General features: G+C 63.4%; 16 protein-coding genes and 1 pseudogene. 7 read left to right on the top strand and 10 right to left on the bottom strand.

All coding sequences use genetic code 11. The features are described 5' to 3' along the window. Positions 1–3: 3 nt before the first annotated feature. The 4 genes from P0Y43_RS22285 to P0Y43_RS22270 form a co-directional block, all read right to left on the bottom strand. Positions 4–1,194, bottom strand: coding sequence for an HlyD family efflux transporter periplasmic adaptor subunit (locus tag P0Y43_RS22285; RefSeq protein WP_430540272.1), 1,191 nt, complete (start codon positions 1,192–1,194; stop codon positions 4–6). Between the two features lie 26 nt (positions 1,195–1,220). Then, a complete protein-coding gene (locus tag P0Y43_RS22280) occupies positions 1,221–3,404 on the bottom strand; it encodes a type I secretion system permease/ATPase (RefSeq protein ID WP_275639430.1) in 2,184 nt (727 codons plus the stop codon). Next, positions 3,401–4,798 carry a TolC family outer membrane protein gene (locus P0Y43_RS22275; RefSeq protein ID WP_275639429.1) on the bottom strand — a complete coding sequence of 466 codons (1,398 nt, stop codon included), beginning with the start codon at positions 4,796–4,798 and terminating at the stop codon, positions 3,401–3,403. Before P0Y43_RS22275 ends, P0Y43_RS22280 begins: the two co-directional genes overlap by 4 nt. Positions 4,799–4,983: 185 nt before the next feature. Further along, positions 4,984–9,825, bottom strand: a complete 4,842-nt coding sequence (locus tag P0Y43_RS22270; protein ID WP_275639428.1) for a BapA/Bap/LapF family large adhesin — start codon at positions 9,823–9,825, stop codon at positions 4,984–4,986. Positions 9,826–10,443: 618 nt separating this feature from the next. On the opposite strand from P0Y43_RS22270, the pseudogene P0Y43_RS22265 reads away from it, so the two are divergent. Further along, positions 10,444–10,608, top strand: a pseudogene (locus tag P0Y43_RS22265) (IS5/IS1182 family transposase); the annotation flags it as partial. 298 nt (positions 10,609–10,906) lie between these two features. Here the strand turns inward: P0Y43_RS22265 and lpdA are convergent. Then, positions 10,907–12,307, bottom strand: a complete 1,401-nt coding sequence (lpdA, locus tag P0Y43_RS22260) for a dihydrolipoyl dehydrogenase (protein WP_275639427.1) — start codon at positions 12,305–12,307, stop codon at positions 10,907–10,909. Positions 12,308–12,514: 207 nt separating this feature from the next. On the opposite strand from lpdA, the gene cfaB reads away from it, so the two are divergent. Continuing rightward, positions 12,515–13,699, top strand: a complete 1,185-nt coding sequence (gene cfaB / locus P0Y43_RS22255; RefSeq protein WP_275639426.1) for a C17 cyclopropane fatty acid synthase CfaB — start codon at positions 12,515–12,517, stop codon at positions 13,697–13,699. A 47-nt stretch (positions 13,700–13,746) separates the two neighbouring features. Here cfaB and cls read toward each other — a convergent pair whose 3' ends face one another. Further along, positions 13,747–15,186, bottom strand: a complete 1,440-nt coding sequence (cls, locus tag P0Y43_RS22250) for a cardiolipin synthase (protein ID WP_275639425.1) — start codon at positions 15,184–15,186, stop codon at positions 13,747–13,749. 129 nt (positions 15,187–15,315) lie between these two features. Here cls and P0Y43_RS22245 point away from each other — a divergent pair, with 129 nt between their 5' ends. Beyond that, complete coding sequence (locus tag P0Y43_RS22245) at positions 15,316–15,846, top strand: DUF3617 domain-containing protein (protein WP_275639424.1); 531 nt, start codon at positions 15,316–15,318, stop codon at positions 15,844–15,846. A 4-nt stretch (positions 15,847–15,850) separates the two neighbouring features. Here the strand turns inward: P0Y43_RS22245 and folE2 are convergent, their stop codons facing one another. Next, positions 15,851–16,738 carry a GTP cyclohydrolase FolE2 gene (gene folE2, locus P0Y43_RS22240; protein WP_275639423.1) on the bottom strand — a complete coding sequence of 296 codons (888 nt, stop codon included), beginning with the start codon at positions 16,736–16,738 and terminating at the stop codon, positions 15,851–15,853. A 25-nt stretch (positions 16,739–16,763) separates the two neighbouring features. Further along, entirely contained in the window at positions 16,764–17,081 is a 318-nt protein-coding gene (locus tag P0Y43_RS22235; RefSeq protein WP_275639568.1) for a glutamine synthetase, read from the bottom strand. A gap of 172 nt (positions 17,082–17,253) precedes the next feature. On the opposite strand from P0Y43_RS22235, the gene zigA reads away from it, so the two are divergent. From zigA to P0Y43_RS22220, 3 genes are all read left to right on the top strand, one after another. Next, positions 17,254–18,462, top strand: coding sequence for a zinc metallochaperone GTPase ZigA (zigA, locus tag P0Y43_RS22230; protein ID WP_275639422.1), 1,209 nt, complete (start codon positions 17,254–17,256; stop codon positions 18,460–18,462). After that, entirely contained in the window at positions 18,459–19,091 is a 633-nt protein-coding gene (locus tag P0Y43_RS22225) for a DUF1826 domain-containing protein (protein WP_275639421.1), read from the top strand. Before zigA ends, P0Y43_RS22225 begins: the two co-directional genes overlap by 4 nt. A gap of 113 nt (positions 19,092–19,204) precedes the next feature. Continuing rightward, complete coding sequence (locus P0Y43_RS22220) at positions 19,205–20,179, top strand: CobW family GTP-binding protein (protein WP_275639420.1); 975 nt, start codon at positions 19,205–19,207, stop codon at positions 20,177–20,179. Between the two features lies 1 nt (position 20,180). Here P0Y43_RS22220 and P0Y43_RS22215 read toward each other — a convergent pair whose 3' ends face one another. Continuing rightward, positions 20,181–20,573 (bottom strand): DUF3301 domain-containing protein, encoded by a 393-nt coding sequence (locus P0Y43_RS22215; protein ID WP_275639419.1) that lies wholly within the window; start codon positions 20,571–20,573, stop codon positions 20,181–20,183. A gap of 121 nt (positions 20,574–20,694) precedes the next feature. Between P0Y43_RS22215 and pdxY the strand changes: the two genes are divergently transcribed. After that, positions 20,695–21,567 carry a pyridoxal kinase PdxY gene (gene pdxY / locus P0Y43_RS22210; protein ID WP_275639418.1) on the top strand — a complete coding sequence of 291 codons (873 nt, stop codon included), beginning with the start codon at positions 20,695–20,697 and terminating at the stop codon, positions 21,565–21,567. On the opposite strand, the gene P0Y43_RS22205 is transcribed toward pdxY, so the two are convergent. Continuing rightward, positions 21,564–22,046: an acyl-CoA thioesterase gene (locus P0Y43_RS22205; RefSeq protein ID WP_275639417.1), complete on the bottom strand. Its 483-nt coding sequence runs from the start codon at positions 22,044–22,046 to the stop codon at positions 21,564–21,566. The genes pdxY and P0Y43_RS22205 overlap by 4 nt on opposite strands. Between the last annotated feature and the right edge of the window lie 112 nt (positions 22,047–22,158).

The following is a 22,158-nucleotide window of genomic DNA, read 5'->3' as shown; positions in this document are numbered from 1 at the left end:
CTCCTAGCGCTCGCGTAACGCCTCACGCGCACGGTTCATCGGTTTGATCAGGTAGTCGAGCACGGTCTTCTGGCCGGTCTTGATATCCACGGAAGCGATCATGCCCGGCACAATCGAGAACGACTTGCCGGCCTTGTTTTTCAAGGTGTCGGCATCAGTGCGGATAAACACGCGATAGTAGAAGACTTCCGGCTTGACCTCGTCCTGAATGGTGTCAGGAGAAATGGTCACCACCTTGCCGTCCATCCCGCCGTAAATGGCGTAGTCGTAGGCGGTGATCTTGACCTTGGCCACCTGGTCGGGGTGAATGAAGGCGATGTCCCGTGGCGAGATACGCGCCTCAATCAGCAGTTGTTCATCCAGCGGCACAATCTGCATCAGGCGCCCGTTGGGTGGAATGATCCCACCAATGGTGGTGACCTCGATGCCCTTGACGATACCGCGCACTGGCGAGCGCAAGGTCAGGCGGGTGACCGAGTCGGAACGCCCGCGCATCACCGACGACAGCGTCTCGACTTCAGCGTTGGCCTTGGCCAGGTCCTCGCCAGCCCGCACCATGTAATCGGAGCGGGCTTGGGTCAGCTTCAACTCCAGCTCGGCTTTCTGGCGCTTGAGGCGCAGCACCTCGACATTGCTGGCAGCGCCGACCTTGGCCAGGTTCTCGGTAATCTCCAGTTCGCTGCGCACCAACCCCAGGGAGGAACGTACCCCGGCCTGAGACTCCTCCAGGCCTTTGCGCCGAGTGTTGAACAGGTCGGTTTCAGCGCTGATCAGCGCCGGATACCGCGCCAGCTCCTGCGGGAACACCAGCGGCTTGCCGCTCACCTCCGCCTGCAATCGCGCCACGCTGGCCAGGGATGCGCGGTACTTGGAGGCACTTTCATCGAAGTTGGATTCAGTCTTGGTCGGGTCCAGTTTGGCGAGGGTCTGGCCAAGCTTGACGATATCGCCCTCCGCCACATTCAGCTCGGTGACGATGCCGCCTTCCAGCGACTGAATGATTTGTTCGCGGGACGTGGGAATCACCTTGCCGCTGCCGGTGGACACTTCATCCACTTCAAACACGTAGGCCCAAACGCCAAACACCATCAGCATGATCAGCACCCACAGCACCACCCGCGTGGAGCGCAGCACCGTGCTGTCATCCACCCCGTCGTGGGCGTGCCCGATGCCTTCATCTTCGCTGGCGAGCAGCGGAATTCTTTTCGGCGTTTGGGTTTTCACTGGGTTTTCCCCTTGGGTTTGGACAGCCGGGCAATCGCGCTGTCCTTGTCGTCATCGACGATGATCTGGCCGTGGTCGACCACGATGATGCGGTTCACCAGACTCAGCACGCTCATACGGTGGGTGGCGATGATCAGCGTGCGGCCGGCAGCCCAGCGGTCGAGGTTTTGAATCAATTGGCGCTCGGTGGCTTCATCGAGGGACGCGGTGGGCTCGTCGAGCAACACGATGTGCGGCTGGCGAATGATCAGGCGCGACAACAGCAACGATTGGCGCTGCCCGCCGGAAAGCCCTAGGCCGCCTTCGAGAATCATGTGGTCCATGCCATCGGCAAATTTGCCGATGAATTCGGCGGCGCCGGTCAGGGCCAGGGCCTGGAGTATTTCCTCGTCTGACGCATGCGGCGCGCCCATGATCAGGTTGTCGCGCAGCGTGCCGTGAAACAACCGCGAGTTCTGGGTCATCAGGCCCACGTCGCGGCGCACGTCCGCCGGGTCGATATGCCCCAGGGCAACACCGTCCAGGCTGATGCTGCCGGCCTTGAGGTCCAGCATGCCGGCCAGTGCCTGCAACAAGGTGGACTTGCCCGCGCCGTTGCGGCCGAGAATGGCGATGCGTTCACCGGGCTGTATCTGCAGATCCGCCACCCGCAGCGCGGGCACCGGGGCATCCTCGCTGTACTGGAGCGCCGCCTGGTTCAGCACGTAATGCCCCTTGATCGCCGGCAGGTGCACACGCTTGCTGCCTTCGGCGTGGTCCACCGGCAACTCCATGATGCGGTTCAGGCTTTGCAGCGCCACTTTGGCCTGCTGCCAACGGGTCAGCACCTGGGTGATCTGCGACATTGGCGCCATCATCCGCGAGGCCAGAATGGACGCGGCCACCAGGCTTCCGGTGGTCATGTCGCTGGCCATGACCATCGGCGCACCGAACACCACCACCACGGCAAACACCGAACCCTGTACGTTATTGCTCCACGCCACCAGCTTATTGGTGAGCATGCGCAAACGCAGGCTGGCATCGCCGCAGGTCGCGTTGTAATGGTTCCACTGTTGTTGAAAGCGCTGCTCGGCTTGCAGCGCCTTGATGTCGTCGAGGCCCTGCACGGTTTCCACCAGCATCGCGCTGCGCAGCGAGGCCTCACGCATCGACTCGCTGGCTAGCGCCGCGAGTTTCTTTTGCGCCAGCAGGCCCGGCGCCACCAGAAACAGCACCGCCACCAACGGCACGGCCACCAATGGGCCGGCGATCATCCAGTAGATCACCAGAAACAGCAGGAAAAACGGCAGGTCTGCCAACGCCGTCGCGGTGCTGGAGGTGATCAGTTCACGCAGTTGCTCCAGTTCCTTGAGCTGGGAAATGAACGACCCGGTGGATTTGGGCCGTGCACTGTTGCGCAGGCGAATCGCGTGGCCGAACACCAGGTCGGAAACCCGCAGGTCGGCGCGTTTGCCGAGCATGTCGGTGATGCGCACACGGGTGGTGCGCAGGATGAAGTCAAAGACCAGTGCCAGCATCACCCCACCGAACAGCACATACAGGGTGGGCATAGATTCAGCGGGAATGACGCGGTCATACACCTGCATGGAAAACAGCACCCCAGCCAGGCCGAGCACGCTGGTCACCAATGAAGCGAGCATCACGTAGCCGTAGGGCCGCAGGTCGCGCAGCACGATGCGGCTGAACCAGTTTTTCTGATACGGCTTGGTGTAGTCGTCGATCCGCCTGTCGCGCACCGCGCCCATGGGCCGCAGGATCACCGCCTTGCGTGCCTGCTCCAGCAGTTCGCGACGGCCCAGAAGGCTTTGCAACCCGCCATCGCCGCTGTAGGCGATGCCGACATTGTCGTCGTCACCGAGGGTTTCCAGCACGCCGACCTGGCCGTCATCGAACTGCAGCACCAACGGCAGCTGGCGTTGCATCAAGGTTGAGGCAGAAAAGTCAGCGATCACACAATTCAACCCGGCCTGGCGCGCCATGCGCCGCACCACGTCTTCCACCGACGCGCTGTCGGTCCACTGGGCCGCGAGCCGCACACTTTGCGCCGAACACTCCAGACGGTAATGCCGGGCAACCGTCAGGATGGCCTCCAGCCATACTTCATAGTCAAACGCGGGCGGTGCTGTGAAAGGCGCCTGGATGGCGCTCAGGTCATCGTCAAGTTTCACGGCTTCATTCATGGCCGAATCTCCACACCTTGCAGAGTGCTGTTGTCCAAATGGAACGCCGTACGCAGCCCGCCGGTGTTGTACAGGCAATCGATGTTCAGGCGCCGTAGGTCGGCCGCGGTGTTTTCGCGGTCCATGCGCGCCTGGTGGATTTCCTGCTCTGCATTGAGCAAGTCGAGCAGCGGCCGCGTGCCCAGCTCGAGGTACTGCTGGCGGTAAAGGTCGCGGGTTTCGGAGATGCTGCGTTCACGAAAATCCAGGGTCGACAAGCGTTGCGATAGGCTGGAGATCTGGTCTCGTGCCTCCAGCAACCCTTGGCGAACCACCAGGCGCGCGGCGTCGTTGGCCGCATCGGCGGAGCGTAATGCCTGCTGTGCAGCAGATTTGCGCGCGGTAATAGCGCCGCCCTGGTACAGCGGCATCTTCACGTTGAGGAACACGCCATAGCGGGTGCGATCACGTCCGCCGGGCAGGTTGCTGGCGTCGTTGTTGTCCAGGTAGTGCGTAATCGAGGGGTCCAGGGAAACCGTCGGCAAGGCTTCGGCGCGCGCCTGGGCGATGAGCGCCAAGGCATCCACACGCTGGGCCTGAGCGATCAGCAGCGCGGGGGTAACCGCTTCGTCGGGCACCACGCCTACGCAGGATTGCTCCAGTGGGGCAGGAAACGCGTCGGACACACTCACCGGCGATTGCGCGCCAAGCAGGCTGCCCAAGGCACTGCGCCAGCGATTGAGTTGCGCGCTGAATTGCTGCTGGACAGCCAGTGAAGCCTCGACCCGCGAACGTGCCTGGATCAGGTCGGAGCGGGTGCTGGCGCCCATGTCACTGCGTTTTTTGGCCAACTCGGCAATCGCCGAAATGCCGTCGATTTGCTCACGGGCCAGGCTCACCAGGCGTTGTGAGCGTTGCAGTTCAATCATCGCGAACGAGGTGTCGCGGGCCACCTGGTCAATTGACAGCAAGATCGTCGCCTGACTGCCACTGACCCGCGCCCGCGCGCTGTCCACCGAGCTTGAAACCTTGCCGAAGTCGTAAAGCATCTGCGAGGCCGATAGGGAAAATGCGCGGCTCTGACCATTGCCGCTCAGGCCGCTGTCATAGCCCGAATTGAAGCCGCCGCTGACTTGCGGGTAGTAGCCGGAACGGGCGATGTTCACGTTCTCGTTTTGTTGGTAGAGCTGACCGATCGCCTCGGCAATGGCCGGGTGCCATTCCACGGCCAATTGAATGGCCTGTGTGAGGTCGAGGTTATTCGGGATGTCACGTTGCGGTGCCACCGGTGCGCTGACGCCCGTTGGCCCTCCCGGTAAATTCGTGCCCAGGTTGCTGGGGCTGATGATGTTGACGCGTTCTTCGTCGTCCAGAAGTGACGTGGCCATGACCGGCTCAATCCCTGGCGCGAGCATTACGCCTGCCAATACTGCGGCAGATAGTTGTGTGGCCAAACTCTTATACGTCACTGCAACTCACTTGACTGTTGTCAAACCGGATGGGGACAGCAACAGCGCGTGATACACATCCGTCACGCGCTGCTGCTGCACTACCGTTGGTGATGAAAGCCGGGCCAGGCGGCCCGGTCGTCCGGGGGGCGTTACACCACGTTGATGCCGCTTTGTACCCAGAGCTGATGGGTCTGATCTTCGGGGCTCGTGTAGATCACGTACTCCAGACCGTTCTCTACCTGGGTCACGCCGCTCGACCAGTCACCGGTGAGGTGCACGCTGTCCTGTTCGTCACCCTGGATCAGCAAGCGATCCGACTCAGGCCCGGTGATGGACACCAGGTCTTCGAGGCTCAGGGTCAGGTCAACGGTGCTGACGTCGTTCAGATCGATGCTGCTTACATCGCTGACTTTTCCGATCAGGTCGGTGAGGTTGATGGCTGCATCGCCGCCTTCCCACAGCAACCCGTCTGCACCCGTGCCAGCATCGACATGGGTGAAGTCGGCGTCGTCGACCGCCACGCCAGGGTGGTGGTCAGCGTCAACGTTGGCGCTGTCATCCGCGGCCTGGTCCACCGCACTGTGGGCGGCGGCAAAGCCAGCGCCTTCAGTGGCCGGTGCACCCGGGTTGGCGTCGTCCCAGACCAGGTCGCGGTCTGGCGAGTCGATGCGGATGTACAGGTCGGCAGTGTCTGACTGCCCGGTCGGCGTGGTGAGCTTGTAGGTGAATTTGTCCACCTGGCCAATCTCATCCAGCGTCAGGCCTGCGTGCGGGGTGTAGACGTACTTGCCATCGGCAAACACAGTCAACGTGCCGTGCTCACCCTCGACTTTCGCCCCGGTCTGTCCGGGAATCACGTAGACCCCGTTCACCAGTACACTCAATACCGTCAGCGGCGAGCCGTGCACGTCCGGTCCCGACGGGTTTTTGGCCAACAGGTCGCCCGTGGCGTTGGCCATGTCACCCGCCAAAAACTGCGTGAGCGAAGTGGTGGTCAGTGTCTGGGCAATCGTGATTTTACTCAGCGACAGCACCGATCCGGTCGAACCAGTGAGGCGATACGAACCGGCGTCCAGCTCGGTAAACGTGTGCTTTGCCTCGGTCGTGGTCTGCACCGTGGTCCACGTACCGTCAATCAGCTTCTGCAGGTTAACGGTGGTCTTCGGCAACAGCGTAAGGCCGGTGGCGCTGATATCGATTTTCAACACAGCCGTAGAATCTGCCGCTACCTCGATGACTTGCCCCTCACCCGTACCCGTGCCCACCGCAGGCAGGGTGTAGGTCAGAGACGGTGCTGTCGTCTCGGTCACCAGGTTGACGATCTCGATCTGCGCCGAGCCCAGGTGATCGTTGGCAACCATATTGATCACCCCCGGGAGCGATGGATCGGTTTCGCTCCAGATCACTTCGACGCTTGGGCTGTCGATGCGCACATACAAGGTGGCCGACGCCGAACCGCCTGCACCGTTCACCAGGTGATACTCGAAAGCATCCACCTTGCCGATACTGGCGATATCGCCATTCGGGGTGTACTTGTAGTCGCCGTTGGCAAAGATCGTCAGTTGACCGTATTGGCCCTGCAGCACCGTACCGACGGTGGCATCGGCATCGACGAACTCGCCGTCGACCTCGACCTGCACCTTCACAGGACCGCCATTGCCCGTTGCATCCGGTTGGCCGCCAACACCTGGATCGGTGATGACGTTGCCGGAGATTTCCGGCCCCGCCTCGCCGGTGAACTCAGTCAGGCTTTCGTTGGTGACGCTCAAGTTGGCCGTCGCACCCGCCCCAACGCTCACCAGGTTCGGATCAAGCTTGAGGGTGAAACGGTATTGCCCGGCTTCCAGCCCTTCGATCTTGGCGCTGGAGCTTTTGCCGAACAGGCCCAGCAGGTCGAGCAAGCCCGAACCGTTGCTGCCTTGTTGAACCGGCAACCAACCACCGGCACCGTCGCTCACTTCCAGAATCGCGGTGAAACCACCACCCAGCAGCGAGACCAGATCTGCGTTGGCGAAATGCAGGTTCAGCGTACCAGTGGAACCCTCGGCTACCCCGAACTCCTGGGTTTTGGTGTGATCGCCCAGGACGATGCCGCCGAGACCCAACAAGGTGAAGACGCGCATATCGGCCATGTCGGTATTGGACGTGACGGGTTTGATCGTCACTTCGCCCGTGGCGAGGTCGTCGAAGGCTTCGAGGTCGGAGTCGGCATCAGCATCAGCATCAGCATCAGCATCAGCATCAGCATCAGCATCAGCATCCGCATCCGCATCCGCATCCGCGTCGGCATCCGCATCGGCATCCGCGTCGGCATCGGCATCGGCATCCGCATCCGCATCGGCGTCAGCATCCGCGTCGGCGTCGGCGTCGGCGTCGGCGTCGGCATCCGCGTCGGCATCGGCATCGGCGTCGGCGTCCGCATCGGCATCCGCATCGGCGTCGGCGTCCGCATCGGCATCCGCATCGGCGTCGGCGTCGGCGTCCGCATCGGCATCCGCATCGGCGTCAGCATCGGCGTCGGCATCGGCATCGGCATCGGCGTCCGCATCGGCATCGGCGTCGGCGTCCGCATCGGCATCCGCATCCGCATCGGCGTCAGCATCCGCGTCAGCGTCAGCGTCCGCGTCCGCGTCGGCATCCGCATCGGCGTCAGCATCCGCATCGGCATCCGCATCGGCGTCAGCATCCGCGTCCGCGTCCGCGTCGGCATCCGCATCGGCATCCGCATCGGCGTCAGCATCCGCGTCGGCGTCGGCGTCGGCGTCCGCATCGGCATCGGCATCGGCATCGGCGTCAGCATCCGCGTCGGCGTCCGCATCGGCATCCGCGTCGGCATCGGCATCGGCGTCGGCGTCGGCGTCCGCATCGGCATCCGCATCGGCGTCAGCATCCGCGTCAGCGTCCGCGTCGGCATCCGCATCGGCGTCAGCATCCGCGTCGGCGTCCGCATCGGCATCCGCATCGGCGTCAGCATCGGCGTCAGCATCCGCGTCCGCGTCCGCATCGGCATCGGCATCGGCATCGGCGTCCGCGTCCGCGTCAGCATCGGCGTCGGCGTCGGCGTCGGCATCGGCGTCAGCATCCGCGTCGGCGTCGGCGTCCGCATCGGCATCGGCATCGGCATCGGCATCCGCGTCCGCATCGGCGTCGGCGTCGGCGTCGGCGTCCGCATCCGCATCGGCGTCAGCATCAGCATCAGCATCAGCATCAGCGTCGTTGTCATCTATATCAACCGCAACCACGGTAGTCGGAACAGACTCGTTCCCTGCCGCATCCGTCAGCGTGACGCTGAGGGTTTCGCCGTTGACTTGAGGCGGGTCCAGGGTGATCTGGAAGTTTCCGTCGTCGCCCACGGTTCCGGTGCCGATGACGTTGCCGTCGGTATCCTTGACAGTAACGGTCGCGCCGGGCTCGCCCTTACCGCTGACGGTGATGCCTTCCGGGCTGACAGCGAGGTTGGTCGGGGCGTCGGGAGCGACGGTATCGCCTGCGAACACGGTGCCTGGCAGCGATTCCTTGCCGGCAAAGTTTTTGAGGAAAACCCTCAGGCGCTCGCCATTGATGTGCAGGGAATTGAGTTGAATTACAAAGGTGCCGTCGTCCCCCACGGTGCCGGTGCCGACCACTTCGCCGGCGTCGTTGAGTACCGTGACGTTGTGATTGGCCAAACCTTCGCCGCTGAGGGTATCGCCCGCTTCGCTGATCGACAGGTTCCTGGGCGCCAGCGGCGTTTCAATGTCTGCAACCAGCAGGTCACCGGGAAGCGATTGATTGCCGGCGCCATCGGTCAGGATGACTTGCAGGCTCTCGCCGTCGGCCGCCGGGGTGTCGAGTGACACCTGGAAGGTACCGTCGGCACCCACAGTACCGGTGCCGATCACGTTGCCGGCGGCGTCCTTGATGGTCACTGCGGTGTTGGGTGCACCTTTACCGCTGACCCTTGCGCCGTCGGCACTGATCGTCAGGTCGGATGGTGCGGCAGGCGGGGCAGGGGCGGTGATGTCACCCGCCACAACGGTGCTGGCGGGCGATTCATTGCCAGCGGCATCCTTGAGGACAACGTTGAGGGTTACGCCGTTGGTCTGTGGCGTCGTGAGGATGACCTGGAAGTTGCCGTCAGTCCCAACCGTGCCGGTACCGATCACGTTGCCGTTGGCATCGGTGATGGTGACAGTGGCATTGGGTTCACCTTTGCCGGTGAGAGTGGTGCCATCAGGGCTGATTTCCAGCCCGGTAGCGGCAGCAGGCGTGGTAGTGCTACCCGCCACAACCGTAGTTGGCGTCGACTCTTTGCCTGACGCATCCTTGAGGACCACCTGCAGGGTTTCCCCATTGGTTTGCGGCGTGCCCAGGTTGACCTGGAAATTACCATCGGCACCGACAGTCCCGGTGCCGATCACATTGCCGGCAGCATCCTTGACCGTCACGGTGGTGCCGGCTTGGCCCTTACCGCTAAGGACCGTGCCCGCGCTGTTCACTGACAATCCGCTCGCCGCCCCGGGTGGCGTGGTGGGTGGAGTGACGGGCGACGGCGCGTCATGATGACCGCCCCCTCCACCGCCCCCGCCCCCGCCGATGGCCGCTGCGGCACCGCCCACAGCAAGAATCCCCAGCCCCCACAACACCCAGTTCGGGATCGAACTGTCGGCGGCGATGGCGGCAACGCCCAAGTCGTCGAGAGTAGAAATCTGCGTAAAGTTGAAGCCCGAATACGGGGTGGAATAGTTGCCCAGCAACAGTGTTCCGTCGGTGTTTTCCAGAACCAGTTGGTTCGTCGCGCCGTCAGTGCCCACCACAAAAAAGTTCTGAATAGTGACGGTTTCTCCGGACTTCAGAGTGACCACCAAATTCTGGCCGGACTGTTGAAAGGTTTGAACGCTTTCCGGTCCGAAGGGCAGTTTTACAATGCTGGTGCCTTTAAGGCTGGCATTGCCAAAGGGATGCTCCGTCGCCCCCCCCGTCGCCTTGTCGACAATTGTTATGTTTTTCATCTTTCACCCGTTTCTATCGATGGATACGCAGAGTGCAGCGCGAGCGAATGCCCACGGCGGATAACCGCCGAGCACTTGACGTGTTGTTGCGTTATTTAAGGGCTGTTCAGAATCCGCGCGGGTCAACCCACGCGGGTTACTTCACGTGGTTGCACGTCAACCCACTCATACATGCAGCGTGTTCGCGCCGATTCAGGAGAGGGGCTGGTATGCCCAGAGATCAAACAAGCGGGAGTGATGGCGGGCCGCGAGACGGGCCGTTACAAGCTCCCGGGCAGCTGCGGTCGCCCAGGGATATCCGATGTACGACTCCTTTCGTTAGCCATCGCTGATGCACCTACACAACTTTAAAAAGTACTTGGGCGGGAACCCTCGAGACAGAGCTCCGCCGAAAACGCCCGCGAGGCCGATACTAACAAGTCCATAGTCAACATCAAAGGGAAACTAAAGATGTATTAAACATGAGAACTTAAACATAACACTCACTGCACACTGATCGCACATTACGTATTAATCTATTATCACGGCATGATAATGAAGCACTTCTCCTCTAAGGAAAGCCTGAAGCAGACTTCCAAATCTGGTGAAATATGCCAATCCCGTTGCCTGAGCTTCCCGATGAAGCAGATGACTTTCGCCGACGTCGAGTACGCCGGCAGGCGCAAGCGCGCCTGCAAGGAGCTATTCCTGATCGAAATGAATCAGGTGGTGCCGTGACAGGGTTTGATCGCCCTGATCGAGCCTCATTGTCCGAAGGGCGAAGGTAGCCCTCCGCCGTATCCGCGCCGATGTCAACCGAGGCTGCAGAAGCCGCCGGAGGCCGCGTGGTGGCTGGCTGCGACAGTTTGCTCTATCGAGCGCTACCCCCGACGCGGCGAGCTGGTGCAGGGGTTGGACAAGGTTATCCACAACGAGGCGTTGCCGCCGGATATCACACCATTCTTGGCGGGGCGGTTTGCTGGGGTTGTGGATAAAAAGTGGGCGGTGGGGTGAGTTGAGAGCGCCATCGCGGGGGCGGGCCCGCTCCTACAAGGGCCGCGCATTTCCTTTAGGAGCGGGCTCGCCCAGTGATGAGGACGACTCAGATCTGCATGGCCATGCCTTCAACGTTCATCGCCGCCTGGCGCAGCGCCTCGGAACGGGTCGGGTGCGGGTGGCAGGTGAGGGCGATGTCCTCGGCCGAGGCGCTGAACTCCATGGCTACGCAAAACTCGCCGATCATCTCGCTGACGCTAGGGCCCACCAGGTGCACGCCCAGCACCTCGTCGGTGTTGGCGTCGGCCAGCACCTTGGCGAAGCCTTCGGTCTCGTGGTTGATCTTGGCGCGGCTGTTGGCGGTGAAGGGGAACTTGCCGACCTTGTAGGCGCGGCCCTCGGCCTTCAGCTGCTCCTCGGTCTTGCCCACGCTGGCCAGTTCCGGACGGGTGTAGATGACGCCCGGGATCAGGTTGTAGTTGACCTCATGGGCCTTGCCGGCGATGCGCTCGATGCACGACACCGCCTCGTCCTCGGCCTTGTGCGCGAGCATCGGGCCGGAGGTGACATCACCGATCACCCAGATGCCCGGCACGCCGCTGCGGTGGTGGTCATTGGCGAGCATGCCGCGCTTGTCGGTCTCCAGACCCACGCTCTCCAGGTTCAGACCCTGGGTGTACGGGCGACGACCGATGGCGACGAGTACGTAGTCGGCTTGCAGGGTCTCGGCGACGCCCCCGGCGGCGGGCTCCAGGGCCAGGCTGACGCCATCGGCGCTGCTGGTTGCCTGGGTGACCTTGCTGCCCAGCTTGAAGGCCATGCCTTGCTTGGCCAGGGCCTTCTGCAGGGTCTTGGCGGTTTCCTCGTCGGTGCCGGGGCAGATGCGGTCCAGGTATTCGATCACTGTCACCTCGCTGCCGAGGCGGCGCCATACCGAGCCCAGCTCCAGGCCGATGACTCCGGCGCCGATCACCACCAGGTGCTTGGGCACCTGGGGCAGGGCGAGGGCGCCGGTGGAGTCGATGATGCGCTGGTTGTCGATCGTCACGCCCGGCAGTGGGGTGGGCTCGGAGCCGGTGGCGATGACGATGTCCTTGGCCTGCAAGGTGCTCTCGCTGCCGTCCTCGGCCTTGACCACGACCTTGCCAGCGCCCTCCAGGCGGCCCCAGCCCTTGACCCAGTCGACCTTGTTCTTGCGGAACAGGTACTCGATGCCCTTGGTCAGGCCGGTCACGCTTTCGTCCTTCTGCTTCATCATCTGCGCCAGGTTCAAGGTCGGCTTGACCTCGATGCCCAGATGGGCGAACTCGCCGCCGCTGGCCGCTTCGTAGAGCTCCGAGGCGTGCAGCAGCGCCTTGGAAGGCATGCAGCCGACGTTCAGGCAGGTGCCGCCCAAGGTCGAGCGGCCTTCGACGCAGGCTACGCTCAGGCCCAGCTGACCGGCGCGGATGGCCGCGTTGTAGCCGCCGGGGCCGCCGCCGATGATCACCACATCATAGGATTTCATGGGTCTCTCTCCAGGGAAGAAGAAGCGCGAAAGGCCCACAAGATTAGTCGCTGCGCCAAGGATTGTATACAATCCATCGCGCCGCTCTAACTTGATAGTTCTAGACTATGGCCACTATTAACGGAAACTTCGTGGGGATGAACTACCCTCTCCCGGTGACGCTCAAAATATGAGAGGGCGTCCGGAACATGAAACGGAGGGTCATTCATGCTTGCGCAACTTCCACCTGCGTTGCAAAGCCTGCACTTGCCTTTGCGTCTGAAGCTGTGGGACGGCAACCAGTTCGATCTAGGGCCAAGCCCGCAGGTCACCATCCTGGTCAAGGAGCCGCAGCTGATCACTCAGCTGACCCATCCGAGCCTGGATGAGCTGGGGGCGGCCTTCGTCGAAGGCAAGCTTGAACTGGAAGGCGATATCGGCGAAGTCATCCGCGTCTGCGACGAGCTCAGCGAAGCGCTGCTCCAGGACGAGGACGACGCCCCCCCTGTGCGTGCCGCCCATGACAAGGACACGGACGCCGAAGCTATTTCCTACCATTACGACCTGTCCAACGACTTCTACCAGCTCTGGCTCGACGCGGACATGGCCTATTCCTGCGCCTACTTCAAGGAGCCCGACAACACCCTGGCCCAGGCCCAGCAAGACAAGTTCGACCACCTGTGCCGCAAGCTACGGCTACAGGCTGGCGACAACCTGCTCGACGTCGGCTGTGGTTGGGGTGGGTTGGCACGCTTCGCCGCGCGCGAGTACGGTGCCAAGGTGTTCGGTATCACCCTCAGCAAGGAACAGCTGGCGTTGGGCCGCCAGCGGGTCAAGGACGAGGGTCTGGCCGACAAGGTCGACCTGCAGATCCTCGACTACCGCGATTTGCCCCAGGACGGCCGCTTCGACAAGGTGGTCAGCGTGGGTATGTTCGAGCATGTCGGCCACGCCAACCTGGCGCTGTACTGCCAGAAACTGTTCGGCGCGGTGCGCGAGGGCGGCCTGGTGATGAACCATGGCATCACCGCCAAACACGTCGACGGGCGCCCGGTCGGGCGCGGGGCAGGGGAGTTCATCGACCGCTACGTGTTCCCCCATGGCGAGCTGCCGCACATCTCGATGATCAGCGCCAGCATCTGCGAGGCGGGCCTTGAGGTGGTGGACGTGGAGAGCCTGCGCCTGCACTACGCCAAGACCCTCAACCATTGGAGCGAGAACCTCGAGAACCAGCTGCACAAGGCCGCGGCCCTAGTGCCGGAGAAGACCCTGCGCATCTGGCGTCTGTACCTGGCCGGTTGCGCCTACGCCTTTACCAAGGGTTGGATCAACCTGCACCAGATCCTGGCGGTGAAGCCGTACAAGGATGGGCATCATGACCTGCCGTGGACCCGTGAGGACCTGTATCGCTGACAGACCGCATCGCGGTGCAGGCGCGGGCTTGCCCCGCGATGCGGCCCTCACAGAATCGGCGATATCAACCGCGCAATACGCATCCCCAACCGCTGCAACCGATGGGTATCGCGGCTGTCCTCCGCGGTGATCTCCCGCGACTGCTCGAAGTCCTCCAGCAGCATGCGCTCGACCTGATCGGCAAATGCCCGGTCCACCGTCAACAAAGTGATTTCGAAATTCAGTCGGAACGAGCGGTTATCCAGGTTGGCGCTGCCGATCGCGCTGATCTCGTCATCCACCAGCACCACCTTCTGGTGCAGGAACCCCGGCAGGTACCGGAACATCCGCACCCCCGCGCGCACCGCCTCGAAGGCGAACAGACTGGAGGCTGCGTAGACGATGCGGTGGTCCGGTCGCGAGGGGATCAGCACCCGTACATCGACCCCTCGCAGCGCCGCCAGGCGCAGGGCGGCGAATACCGCCTCGTCGGGGATGAAGTACGGGCTGGTGATCCACACCCGGCGGGTAGCCGAGTGGATGGCTTCGAGAAAGAACAGCGCGCAGGTTTCCTGCGGGTCGGCGGGGCCGCTGGCCAATACCTGGCAGAGCATGCCGTTGTCCGGGTAAGTGTCCGGCAGGATCAGCGGCGGCAGTTGGCGGGTGGCCCAGTACCAATCCTCGGCGAATGACTCCTGCAGGCACGCCAATGCCGGCCCGCTGACCTGCACATGGGTGTCGCGCCACGGTGACAGGCGTGGATGGGCGCCCAGGTACTCGTCGCCTACGTTGTGCCCACCGACGAACCCCTGCAAGCCATCGACCACCACGATCTTGCGGTGGTTGCGGAAATTCACCTGGAAGCGGTTGAACCAGCCACGGCGCGTGGCAAAGGCCTGGATCTGCACGCCACCGTCGCGCAGCACCTGGCTGTAGCTGGCAGGCAGGGCATGGCTACCGACGCTGTCGTAGAGCACGAACACGCGCACCCCTTCGGCCGCCTTGCGCAGCAGCAACCGTTGCAGCTCACGGCCGAGGGCGTCGTCGTGGATGATGAAGAACTGCACCAGCACGGTGTCCCGCGCCTCACCGATGGCGGCGAAGATCGCCTCGAAGGTGGCTTCGCCATCGATCAGCAGACGTACCTGGTTGTTGGCCAGGCATGGCATGCGCCCTAGCCGCGGCATGGCACGCAGCGCGGCGTAGCTTTGCGACTCGCGGGCGGTGAGGGCTTCCTCGACCCAAGGGCGCCAGTTGAGGGTGGCCATCGCCACGTGCATTTCCTGGTTGGCCTGGCGCCGGGCCTGGATGTAGGCGTAGAACGAGCGAGCGCCGAACACCAGGTAGGGGATCAGCGTCAGGTAGGGGATGAAGAACAGCGACATGGCCCAGGCGATCGCGCCCTGGGCGGTGCGCACGGTGAACAGGGCGTGCAGCGCGGCGATGCCACCCAGCAGGTGTATCACGCCGAGCAGGTAACCGAAGAAGTAGGGGCTGTGGAAATCCATACGCATCCTGCTTTCAGAAACACAGTCCCCTAACAGAGCATGTTCGAGGGGGCGCTTGCAACCTGGAAGCGGAAAACGCGTCTAAGCCTCTGTCCGGCCAGGAGTCGGTCTTTCGAGGAGCATTCACCCATGAACATTCGTCTGCCACTGATCGCCCTGGCGCTGGGCCTGGGCAGCCCGTTGCTGGCCAACGCGCAAATGCTCCAACCCGGCCTGTGGGAGTTGACCACCAGCAACATGCAGGTCGATGGCAAGCCACTGCCGGACATGGAGTTCATGCTCGGTCAGTTGAAGAACCTGCCACCGGAGCAGCGCGCGATGATGGAAGGCGCTTTGGCCAAGCAGGGCATCACCGTCGCCGGCAAGGGCGTGCGTTCTTGCCTGACGCCGGAGCAGGTCAAAACCAACGACATTCCGCTGCAAGACCCGCAATCCGGTTGCACTCAGAAGATAACCGAGCGCCAGGGCAATGTCTGGAAGTTCCAGTTCAGTTGCCCCCGCGCCCAAGGCAATGGGCAGGCCACCTTCCTCAGTGATCGCGAGTTCGTCACCCAGGTCAATGGCACCTTCAATGCCTCTGGGGTTCAGCAGCAGGGCAGCATGAACACCCGCGCGGTGTGGCTGGGCAACGACTGCGGCACGGTGCGTCCGCGTAGCTGAAGCTTCACCACTGCCACTGGCTGGCCGCCACCGCGTCATGGGCATGCAGGCTTTCGGCATGTTCGACGCACAGCTTGAACCCCGTGGCCCAGCCCAGGCCGCGCAACGCCTGATGCAGGCGCCGCGCGGCATCCTCGCAGAACATCAGGTTCTGCCCATTGGCCAGGGCGAAGGCCTGCTCATCGGCGCGCTTCACCGCCGTTTGCACGGCCGTGCCCAGCGCGGACTCCACCGTATCGATCAGCTCGACCAGCGGCAGCGCCTGGTGGCTGCTGTGCAGGCGCACCTGGATCGACGCTTGGCTGCGCTGACTGTGGGGCGTGGCGACGATGCCTTCACTACTGCCCAGCCATTGCAGGACGGCTTGCGGGTCAAGCTCGCGGTTGGCGAAATCCTTGATGAACTGCTGCTGGATCAGCTGTCGGGCCAGTGCGGCCGAGCATGGGCAAGTCGATGAGTAGGGGATTTGCACCTGAAGTTCCACGTGGAACATTTCATCTTCGATGCGTGCATCGACGATGACGGGATAGGTCTTCCAGCCTTCCAGAGGGCTGACCAGCGCAGGCCGTTTCAGCAGGTAATCGAACCGTAGGCGCAGGTAAGCGGCGTTCGACAACCCGGTGTGGCTGTCCAGAAAGCGCGACAGCATCTGGCGAAGTGTCAGTGGCGTCAGGTCGGTCTGCTCCAAGGCTTCCAGCGCCAGGTACAGGCGCGACATGTGGATGCCACGGGATTCGCCGTCGTCCAGGCTCACACCGGCGTCGGCCTTGGCGACCAGGCTGCGGCCGTTCAGTTGAACGGGCTGGGCGATGCCGCGCATGCCCACCCAATCCAGCGGCAGGACCTTGTGGCTGGTTTGGGCGGCAATGTCGGGGAGGGTCAGGCTGGTCATCTAAAGGGTTCCGTGAAGAGGGGTGTCAGCGGCAGCCGCCGATCAGGCTGCAATGCAGGTTGAAGCGTTGGCCGCTGGAGCTGGACACGCGGTTCAGGGTCGTCCAGCCAACGCGTCGGCTGTAGCCCACCCAAGCCTCGCCGTCGCTGGCCAGGCCCGTGAAGAAGGTCAGCTGGCCATAGCGGCTGTTGGTCTGCGCCCACAGGCGGCGGGTCGCGCTGTCGTAGCCGCGCAGGTAGAAGGTGCTGCCTTCGGTGCGCACGCTGTAGTAGCTGCCCTGGTTGTCCTGGCAGGCCAGTAGGGTGGCGCTGCGCGTGCACACGGCAAGTTCGGTGCGGGGCATTGCGGCGAACACCGAAGGGGCTGCGGCGAGTAGCAGCAGCGAGGCGGCGCTGAGCAGTTTCATGGCATCTCCGGGCGGCCGTTCGGCGAAGACGGCTTGGCGAAATTGTATTGTTATACTATAACATTGTGCAATGCATCGTTTCGAATGCGCTTTGCCTGATGAGGTCGTCATGCCCAACCGTCTCCCTGTCACCGTGCTTTCCGGCTTCCTGGGGGCCGGCAAGAGCACCCTGCTCAACCATGTCCTGCGTAACCGCGACAACCTGCGGGTAGCGGTGATCGTCAACGATATGAGTGAAATCAACATCGATGCCAGTGAAGTTCAGCGCAACGTCAGCTTCAACCGCGCGGAAGAAAAACTGGTGGAGATGAGCAACGGCTGCATCTGCTGCACCCTGCGCGAAGACCTGCTCGAGGAAGTCGCGCGGCTGGCTCGCGAGGGCCGCTTCGACTACTTGCTGATCGAATCCACCGGCATCTCCGAGCCGCTGCCGGTGGCCGAGACGTTCACCTTCCGCGACGAGCAGGGCCGCAGCCTGTCCGACATGGCCCGCCTGGACACCATGGTCACGGTGGTCGACGGCCTGAATTTCCTGCGCGACTACCAGGCCGCGGACAGCCTGGCCAGCCGTGGCGAAACCCTGGGGGAAGAGGACGAGCGCTCGATCAGCGACCTGCTGATCGAGCAAGTGGAGTTCGCCGACGTGCTGCTGCTGAGCAAGATCGACTTGATCAGCCAGCACGAGCGCGAGGAGCTCACCGCCATCCTGCGCAGCCTCAACGCGCGGGCGCAGATCGTGCCCATGGTGATGGGCCAGGTGCCGCTCAAGCGCATCCTCAACACCGGGCTGTTCGACTTCGACCAGGCCGCGCAGGCGCCGGGTTGGCTGCAGGAGTTGCGTGGCGAGCATGTGCCGGAAACCGAGGAGTACGGTATCGCCGCTACCACTTGGCAGGCGCGCCGGCCTTTTCATCCACAGCGCTTCTTCGATTTTATCCACACCCCCTGGGCCAATGGTCGGCTGCTGCGCTCCAAGGGCTTCTTCTGGCTGGCCAGCAAATATCAGGAGGCCGGCAGTTGGTCACAGGCCGGCGGGATGATGCGCCATGGCCTGGCCGGGCGTTGGTGGCGGTTCGTGCCTCGTGATCAGTGGCCGCAGGACGAAGACAATATGCAAGCGATCCTGAAGCAGTGGACTGTGGAAACCGGCGACTGCCGCCAGGAACTGGTGTTCATCGGCCAGAACATCGACTTCGCGAAGTTATCCACAGACCTCGAAGCCTGCCTGTTGACCGAGGCGGAGATGGACCTCGGGCCGATGGCTTGGTTGCGCCTGGCGGACCCGTTCGGCGCCTGGCACGACGAGGTGGCTGCGTGATGTTGGCGCCACGGGTTGTGGATATCCGCCAGGTGTTCGGCGAGTCGCCGCAGGTGATGACCGAAATTCTTCAAGATGGCGTGAACCTGGCGGTGTGGCGCCGGCGCCTGCCGGCCCAGGTCGAGGATTTCGCCGCGCTGGTGCTCAACCTTGGCCAGACGATGGCCGACGAGCGTGTGGTCGAGGTCGACGAGCGCACCACGCCGGTGCTGCCGGGATTGTTGTCACAGGCTGCGGACCTGCATGGCTACGAAGGGTTCGTGGCCGATGTAGCGTGGCTGGTGGCGGCCTATACCTGCCTGCTTGGTGCCCGGCGCATCGGTGTGCGCCTGCGGGTGCTGGACGGAGCCATGTGTCCGCGCTTCCATGTCGACCATGTGCCGCTGCGCATGCTCACCACCTATGCGGGGGCGGGTAGCGAGTGGCTGAAGGAAGGGCGCATCGACCGCGCGCGCTTGCAGCATGTGCCGCCGCCTGTGGATAACATTTCGCGGTTGGCGGCGGGGGAGGTGGCGTTGCTCAAGGGTGAGAAGTGGCTGGGCAATGAGGGGGCGGGGTTGGTGCACCGGTCGCCAATGACGCCGGTGGGAGAGCGACGGCTGCTGTTGAGCCTGGATTGGTTAGGGTAAGGGGTGCCTGTACCGATCCTATCGAGGGGCAAGCCCGCGATAGGATCGGTACAGGCTGCGCCCGGCCCTGATCTCAGGCTAGACTGCCTCCCTCCATCCCCCGGCCCCGGACCATGCTGCACAACCTCCCCACCCACGTCATCGCCGGCCCCTTGGGCGCCGGCAAGACCAGCCTGATCCGCCACCTCCTGGCCCAGCGCCCGGCCGACGAAAGCTGGGCTGTGCTGGTCAACGAATTCGGCCAGATCGGCCTCGACGCCGCCTTGCTCAGCCGCGATGAAACCGGCATCACCCTAGGCGAGGTCGCTGGCGGCTGCCTGTGCTGCGTCAACGGCGCACCCTTCCAGGTCGGCCTTGGCCGCCTGCTGCGCAAGGCCCGGCCAGATCGCCTGTTCATCGAGCCCTCGGGCCTCGGCCACCCGCTGCAACTGCTCAAGCAGTTGGGCGAGGCGCCTTGGGCAGGCGTGCTTGCGGTGCAGCCGCTGCTGATGGTGCTGGACGGCCCGGCCCTGGCGCGCGGCGAGCCCTTGCCCGAGGCCCAGCAGCAGGCGCTGGTGCAGGCCGGCCTGTTGATAGGTAATAAATCCGCCGCTGTGGATCAACAGGCGCGGCTGTTGATAACTTCCCGGTTCGTCGGAATACCCCTGGTCTGGACCGACTATGGGCATCTTTCACTCAGTCGGCTGCCGATTCTATCCACAGACTGCACCCTCCAGGCAGCTTCCATCGACCTGCCTGTGGACAGCAGCCCGGCCGCACGTCCCACCCTGTGGACAACCCCAGACCAGCCCATCTGCCTGGCACAGCAGGGCGAGGGCGGCTGGAGCATCGGGTGGCGTTGGCACCCCAGCCAGCGCTTCGAAGCCGCGCAACTGCGGGTTTTCCTGGGGCAATGGCCCTGGCGTCGGGCCAAAGGGGTTATCCACAGCGACGAAGGCTGGCTGTCGTTCAACGGCCTGGCGGGGAATGCCCCTGAATGGCGGGCTAGTGAATGGCGCAAGGACTCTCGTATCGAACTGATCTTCGACCAGCCGCAACCCGAACAGGCGCTGCAACACGCCCTGGCACGTTGCCGCCTGGGCGTGTGAATCAGTGACGCCAGCGGTTGTGCTCCTGGCGCCACTGCTGCATCTCGATGACGTTGTCGGTGGGCGGTGGGGTCTTGATTTCGAACGGGTAGGGCGCCAGTTCGATCTGCACGGTGTGGGCGCCGAATTGGGTCACGGTGCCGGGGTGGCGCTGCTCGCCGGTGACGGTGAACTCGAAGCCATACACCCGCGCCAGGCGTTTGCGGCCATTGGCATCGGGCAGGAAGGCGATGCGCTTGAGTGCGACGTTGTCGTCGAGCAGCTCCAGGTCGAGCTTGGCGCAGTGCTGCTTGACCCGCTCGAGGGCTTTCTCCCGTAGCCCATGGTTGTGCCACAACCACGCGCCGGCTGTCGCCAGCAGCATCAGGACGAAGAGGTTCTCGAGGGTCAACATTTGCATAGGCTCCAGACAGGTCGCTTCAGCTTACCTGCGCCCCTGGCCTGTCGTACAGGTGGCTTTCGGGTTCATACTGCGCGCCGCACACTTATCAACACACGCTTTGGAAATGTCCTGCATGAAACGTACACCGCACCTGCTCGCGATCCAGTCCCATGTGGTCTTCGGCCATGCCGGAAACAGCGCCGCGGTGTTTCCCATGCAGCGCGTCGGCGTGAATGTCTGGCCGCTCAACACCGTGCAGTTCTCCAATCACACTCAGTATGGCCAGTGGGCTGGCGAAGTGCTTGCGCCCGCGCAAATTCCTGCGTTGGTGGAAGGCATTTCCAACATCGGCGAGCTGGGCCACTGCGATGCGGTGCTGTCCGGCTACCTGGGCAGCGCCGAGCAGGGCCGCGCGATCCTCGCCGGGGTGGCGCGGATCAAGGCGGTCAACCCGCGCGCGCTGTACTTGTGCGACCCGGTGATGGGGCATGCGGAAAAAGGCTGCATCGTCCCGCAGGAGGTCAGCGACTTCCTGCTCGAACAGGCCGCGTCCGTGGCGGACATCCTTTGCCCCAACCAGCTGGAGCTGGACAGCTTCTGTGGGCGCCATGCCGAATCCCTGGACGACTGCGTGGCCATGGCGCGCAGCCTTTTGGCGCGTGGCCCGCAGGTGGTGCTGGTCAAGCACCTGGCCTACCCGGGCCGTGCGGCGGATGCCTTTGAGATGTTGCTGGTGACCGCCGAGCACAGCTGGCACCTGCGCCGGCCGCTGCTGGCCTTCCCGCGCCAGCCGGTGGGCGTGGGCGACCTGACATCCGGCCTGTTCCTGGCCCGGGTGCTGCTGGGGGACAGCTGGGTGCAGGCCTTCGAGTTCACCGCCGCGGCAGTGCACGAGGTGCTGCTGGAAACCCAGGCCTGCGCCAGCTACGAATTGCAACTGGTGCGGGCCCAGGATCGCATCGCCCACCCGCGCGTGCGCTTCGAGGCGCAGCGCCTTTCGCTCTAGGCGTCGGTCTTCAGGTCCTGGTAGCGCTTTTCCAGCTCCTGGCGGATCTGACGGCGCTGTTGGCCTTGCAGGAAGCGGCGTTTCTCTTCGCTGTTCTGCGGCTGGCGCGGTGGCACCGGCACCGGACGGCGGTCGTCGTCCACCGCGACCATGGTGAAGAAGCAGCTGTTGGAGTGGCGCACCGAGCGCTCGCGGATGTTCTCGGTCACCACCTTGATGCCCACCTCCATCGAGGTGTTGCCGGTGTAGTTGACCGACGCCAGGAAGGTCACCAGCTCGCCCACGTGCACCGGCTCGCGGAAGATTACCTGGTCGACCGACAGGGTCACCACGTAGGTGCCGGCGTAGCGGCTGGCACAAGCGTAGGCGACTTCGTCCAGGTATTTCAGCAGGGTGCCGCCATGTACGTTGCCGGAGAAGTTGGCCATGTCCGGGGTCATCAGGACGGTCATGGTCAGCTGGGCGTTTCCAGGTTCCATAGTGTGCTCACGGTGAGGTTGCGCTGAAACGGGGCGGGTATCTGTAGACACTTCTGTTCCCCTGTTGAAAGTTCCCATCCTGGTACGGGACGTTCCCTGACGCTCTATCGTC

The organism is Pseudomonas entomophila (genome assembly GCF_029193575.1).
Classification (GTDB): Bacteria; Pseudomonadota; Gammaproteobacteria; order Pseudomonadales; family Pseudomonadaceae; genus Aquipseudomonas; species Aquipseudomonas entomophila_G.
This window is presented reverse-complemented; position numbering and strand designations above follow the sequence as displayed.

Coding starts and splice junctions, on each gene's coding strand:
- zigA (WP_275639422.1), top strand. CDS start 17,254: ATGCCCAACCGTCTCCCTGTCACCGTGCTTTCCGGCTTCCTGGGGGCC.
- P0Y43_RS22275 (WP_275639429.1), bottom strand. CDS start 4,798: ATGCTCGCGCCAGGGATTGAGCCGGTCATGGCCACGTCACTTCTGGAC.
- P0Y43_RS22205 (WP_275639417.1), bottom strand. CDS start 22,046: ATGGAACCTGGAAACGCCCAGCTGACCATGACCGTCCTGATGACCCCG.
- P0Y43_RS22220 (WP_275639420.1), top strand. CDS start 19,205: ATGCTGCACAACCTCCCCACCCACGTCATCGCCGGCCCCTTGGGCGCC.
- P0Y43_RS22245 (WP_275639424.1), top strand. CDS start 15,316: ATGAACATTCGTCTGCCACTGATCGCCCTGGCGCTGGGCCTGGGCAGC.
- cls (WP_275639425.1), bottom strand. CDS start 15,186: ATGGATTTCCACAGCCCCTACTTCTTCGGTTACCTGCTCGGCGTGATA.
- cfaB (WP_275639426.1), top strand. CDS start 12,515: ATGCTTGCGCAACTTCCACCTGCGTTGCAAAGCCTGCACTTGCCTTTG.
- P0Y43_RS22270 (WP_275639428.1), bottom strand. CDS start 9,825: ATGAAAAACATAACAATTGTCGACAAGGCGACGGGGGGGGCGACGGAG.
- P0Y43_RS22280 (WP_275639430.1), bottom strand. CDS start 3,404: ATGAATGAAGCCGTGAAACTTGACGATGACCTGAGCGCCATCCAGGCG.
- P0Y43_RS22235 (WP_275639568.1), bottom strand. CDS start 17,081: ATGCCCCGCACCGAACTTGCCGTGTGCACGCGCAGCGCCACCCTACTG.
- folE2 (WP_275639423.1), bottom strand. CDS start 16,738: ATGACCAGCCTGACCCTCCCCGACATTGCCGCCCAAACCAGCCACAAG.
- lpdA (WP_275639427.1), bottom strand. CDS start 12,307: ATGAAATCCTATGATGTGGTGATCATCGGCGGCGGCCCCGGCGGCTAC.
- P0Y43_RS22215 (WP_275639419.1), bottom strand. CDS start 20,573: ATGTTGACCCTCGAGAACCTCTTCGTCCTGATGCTGCTGGCGACAGCC.
- pdxY (WP_275639418.1), top strand. CDS start 20,695: ATGAAACGTACACCGCACCTGCTCGCGATCCAGTCCCATGTGGTCTTC.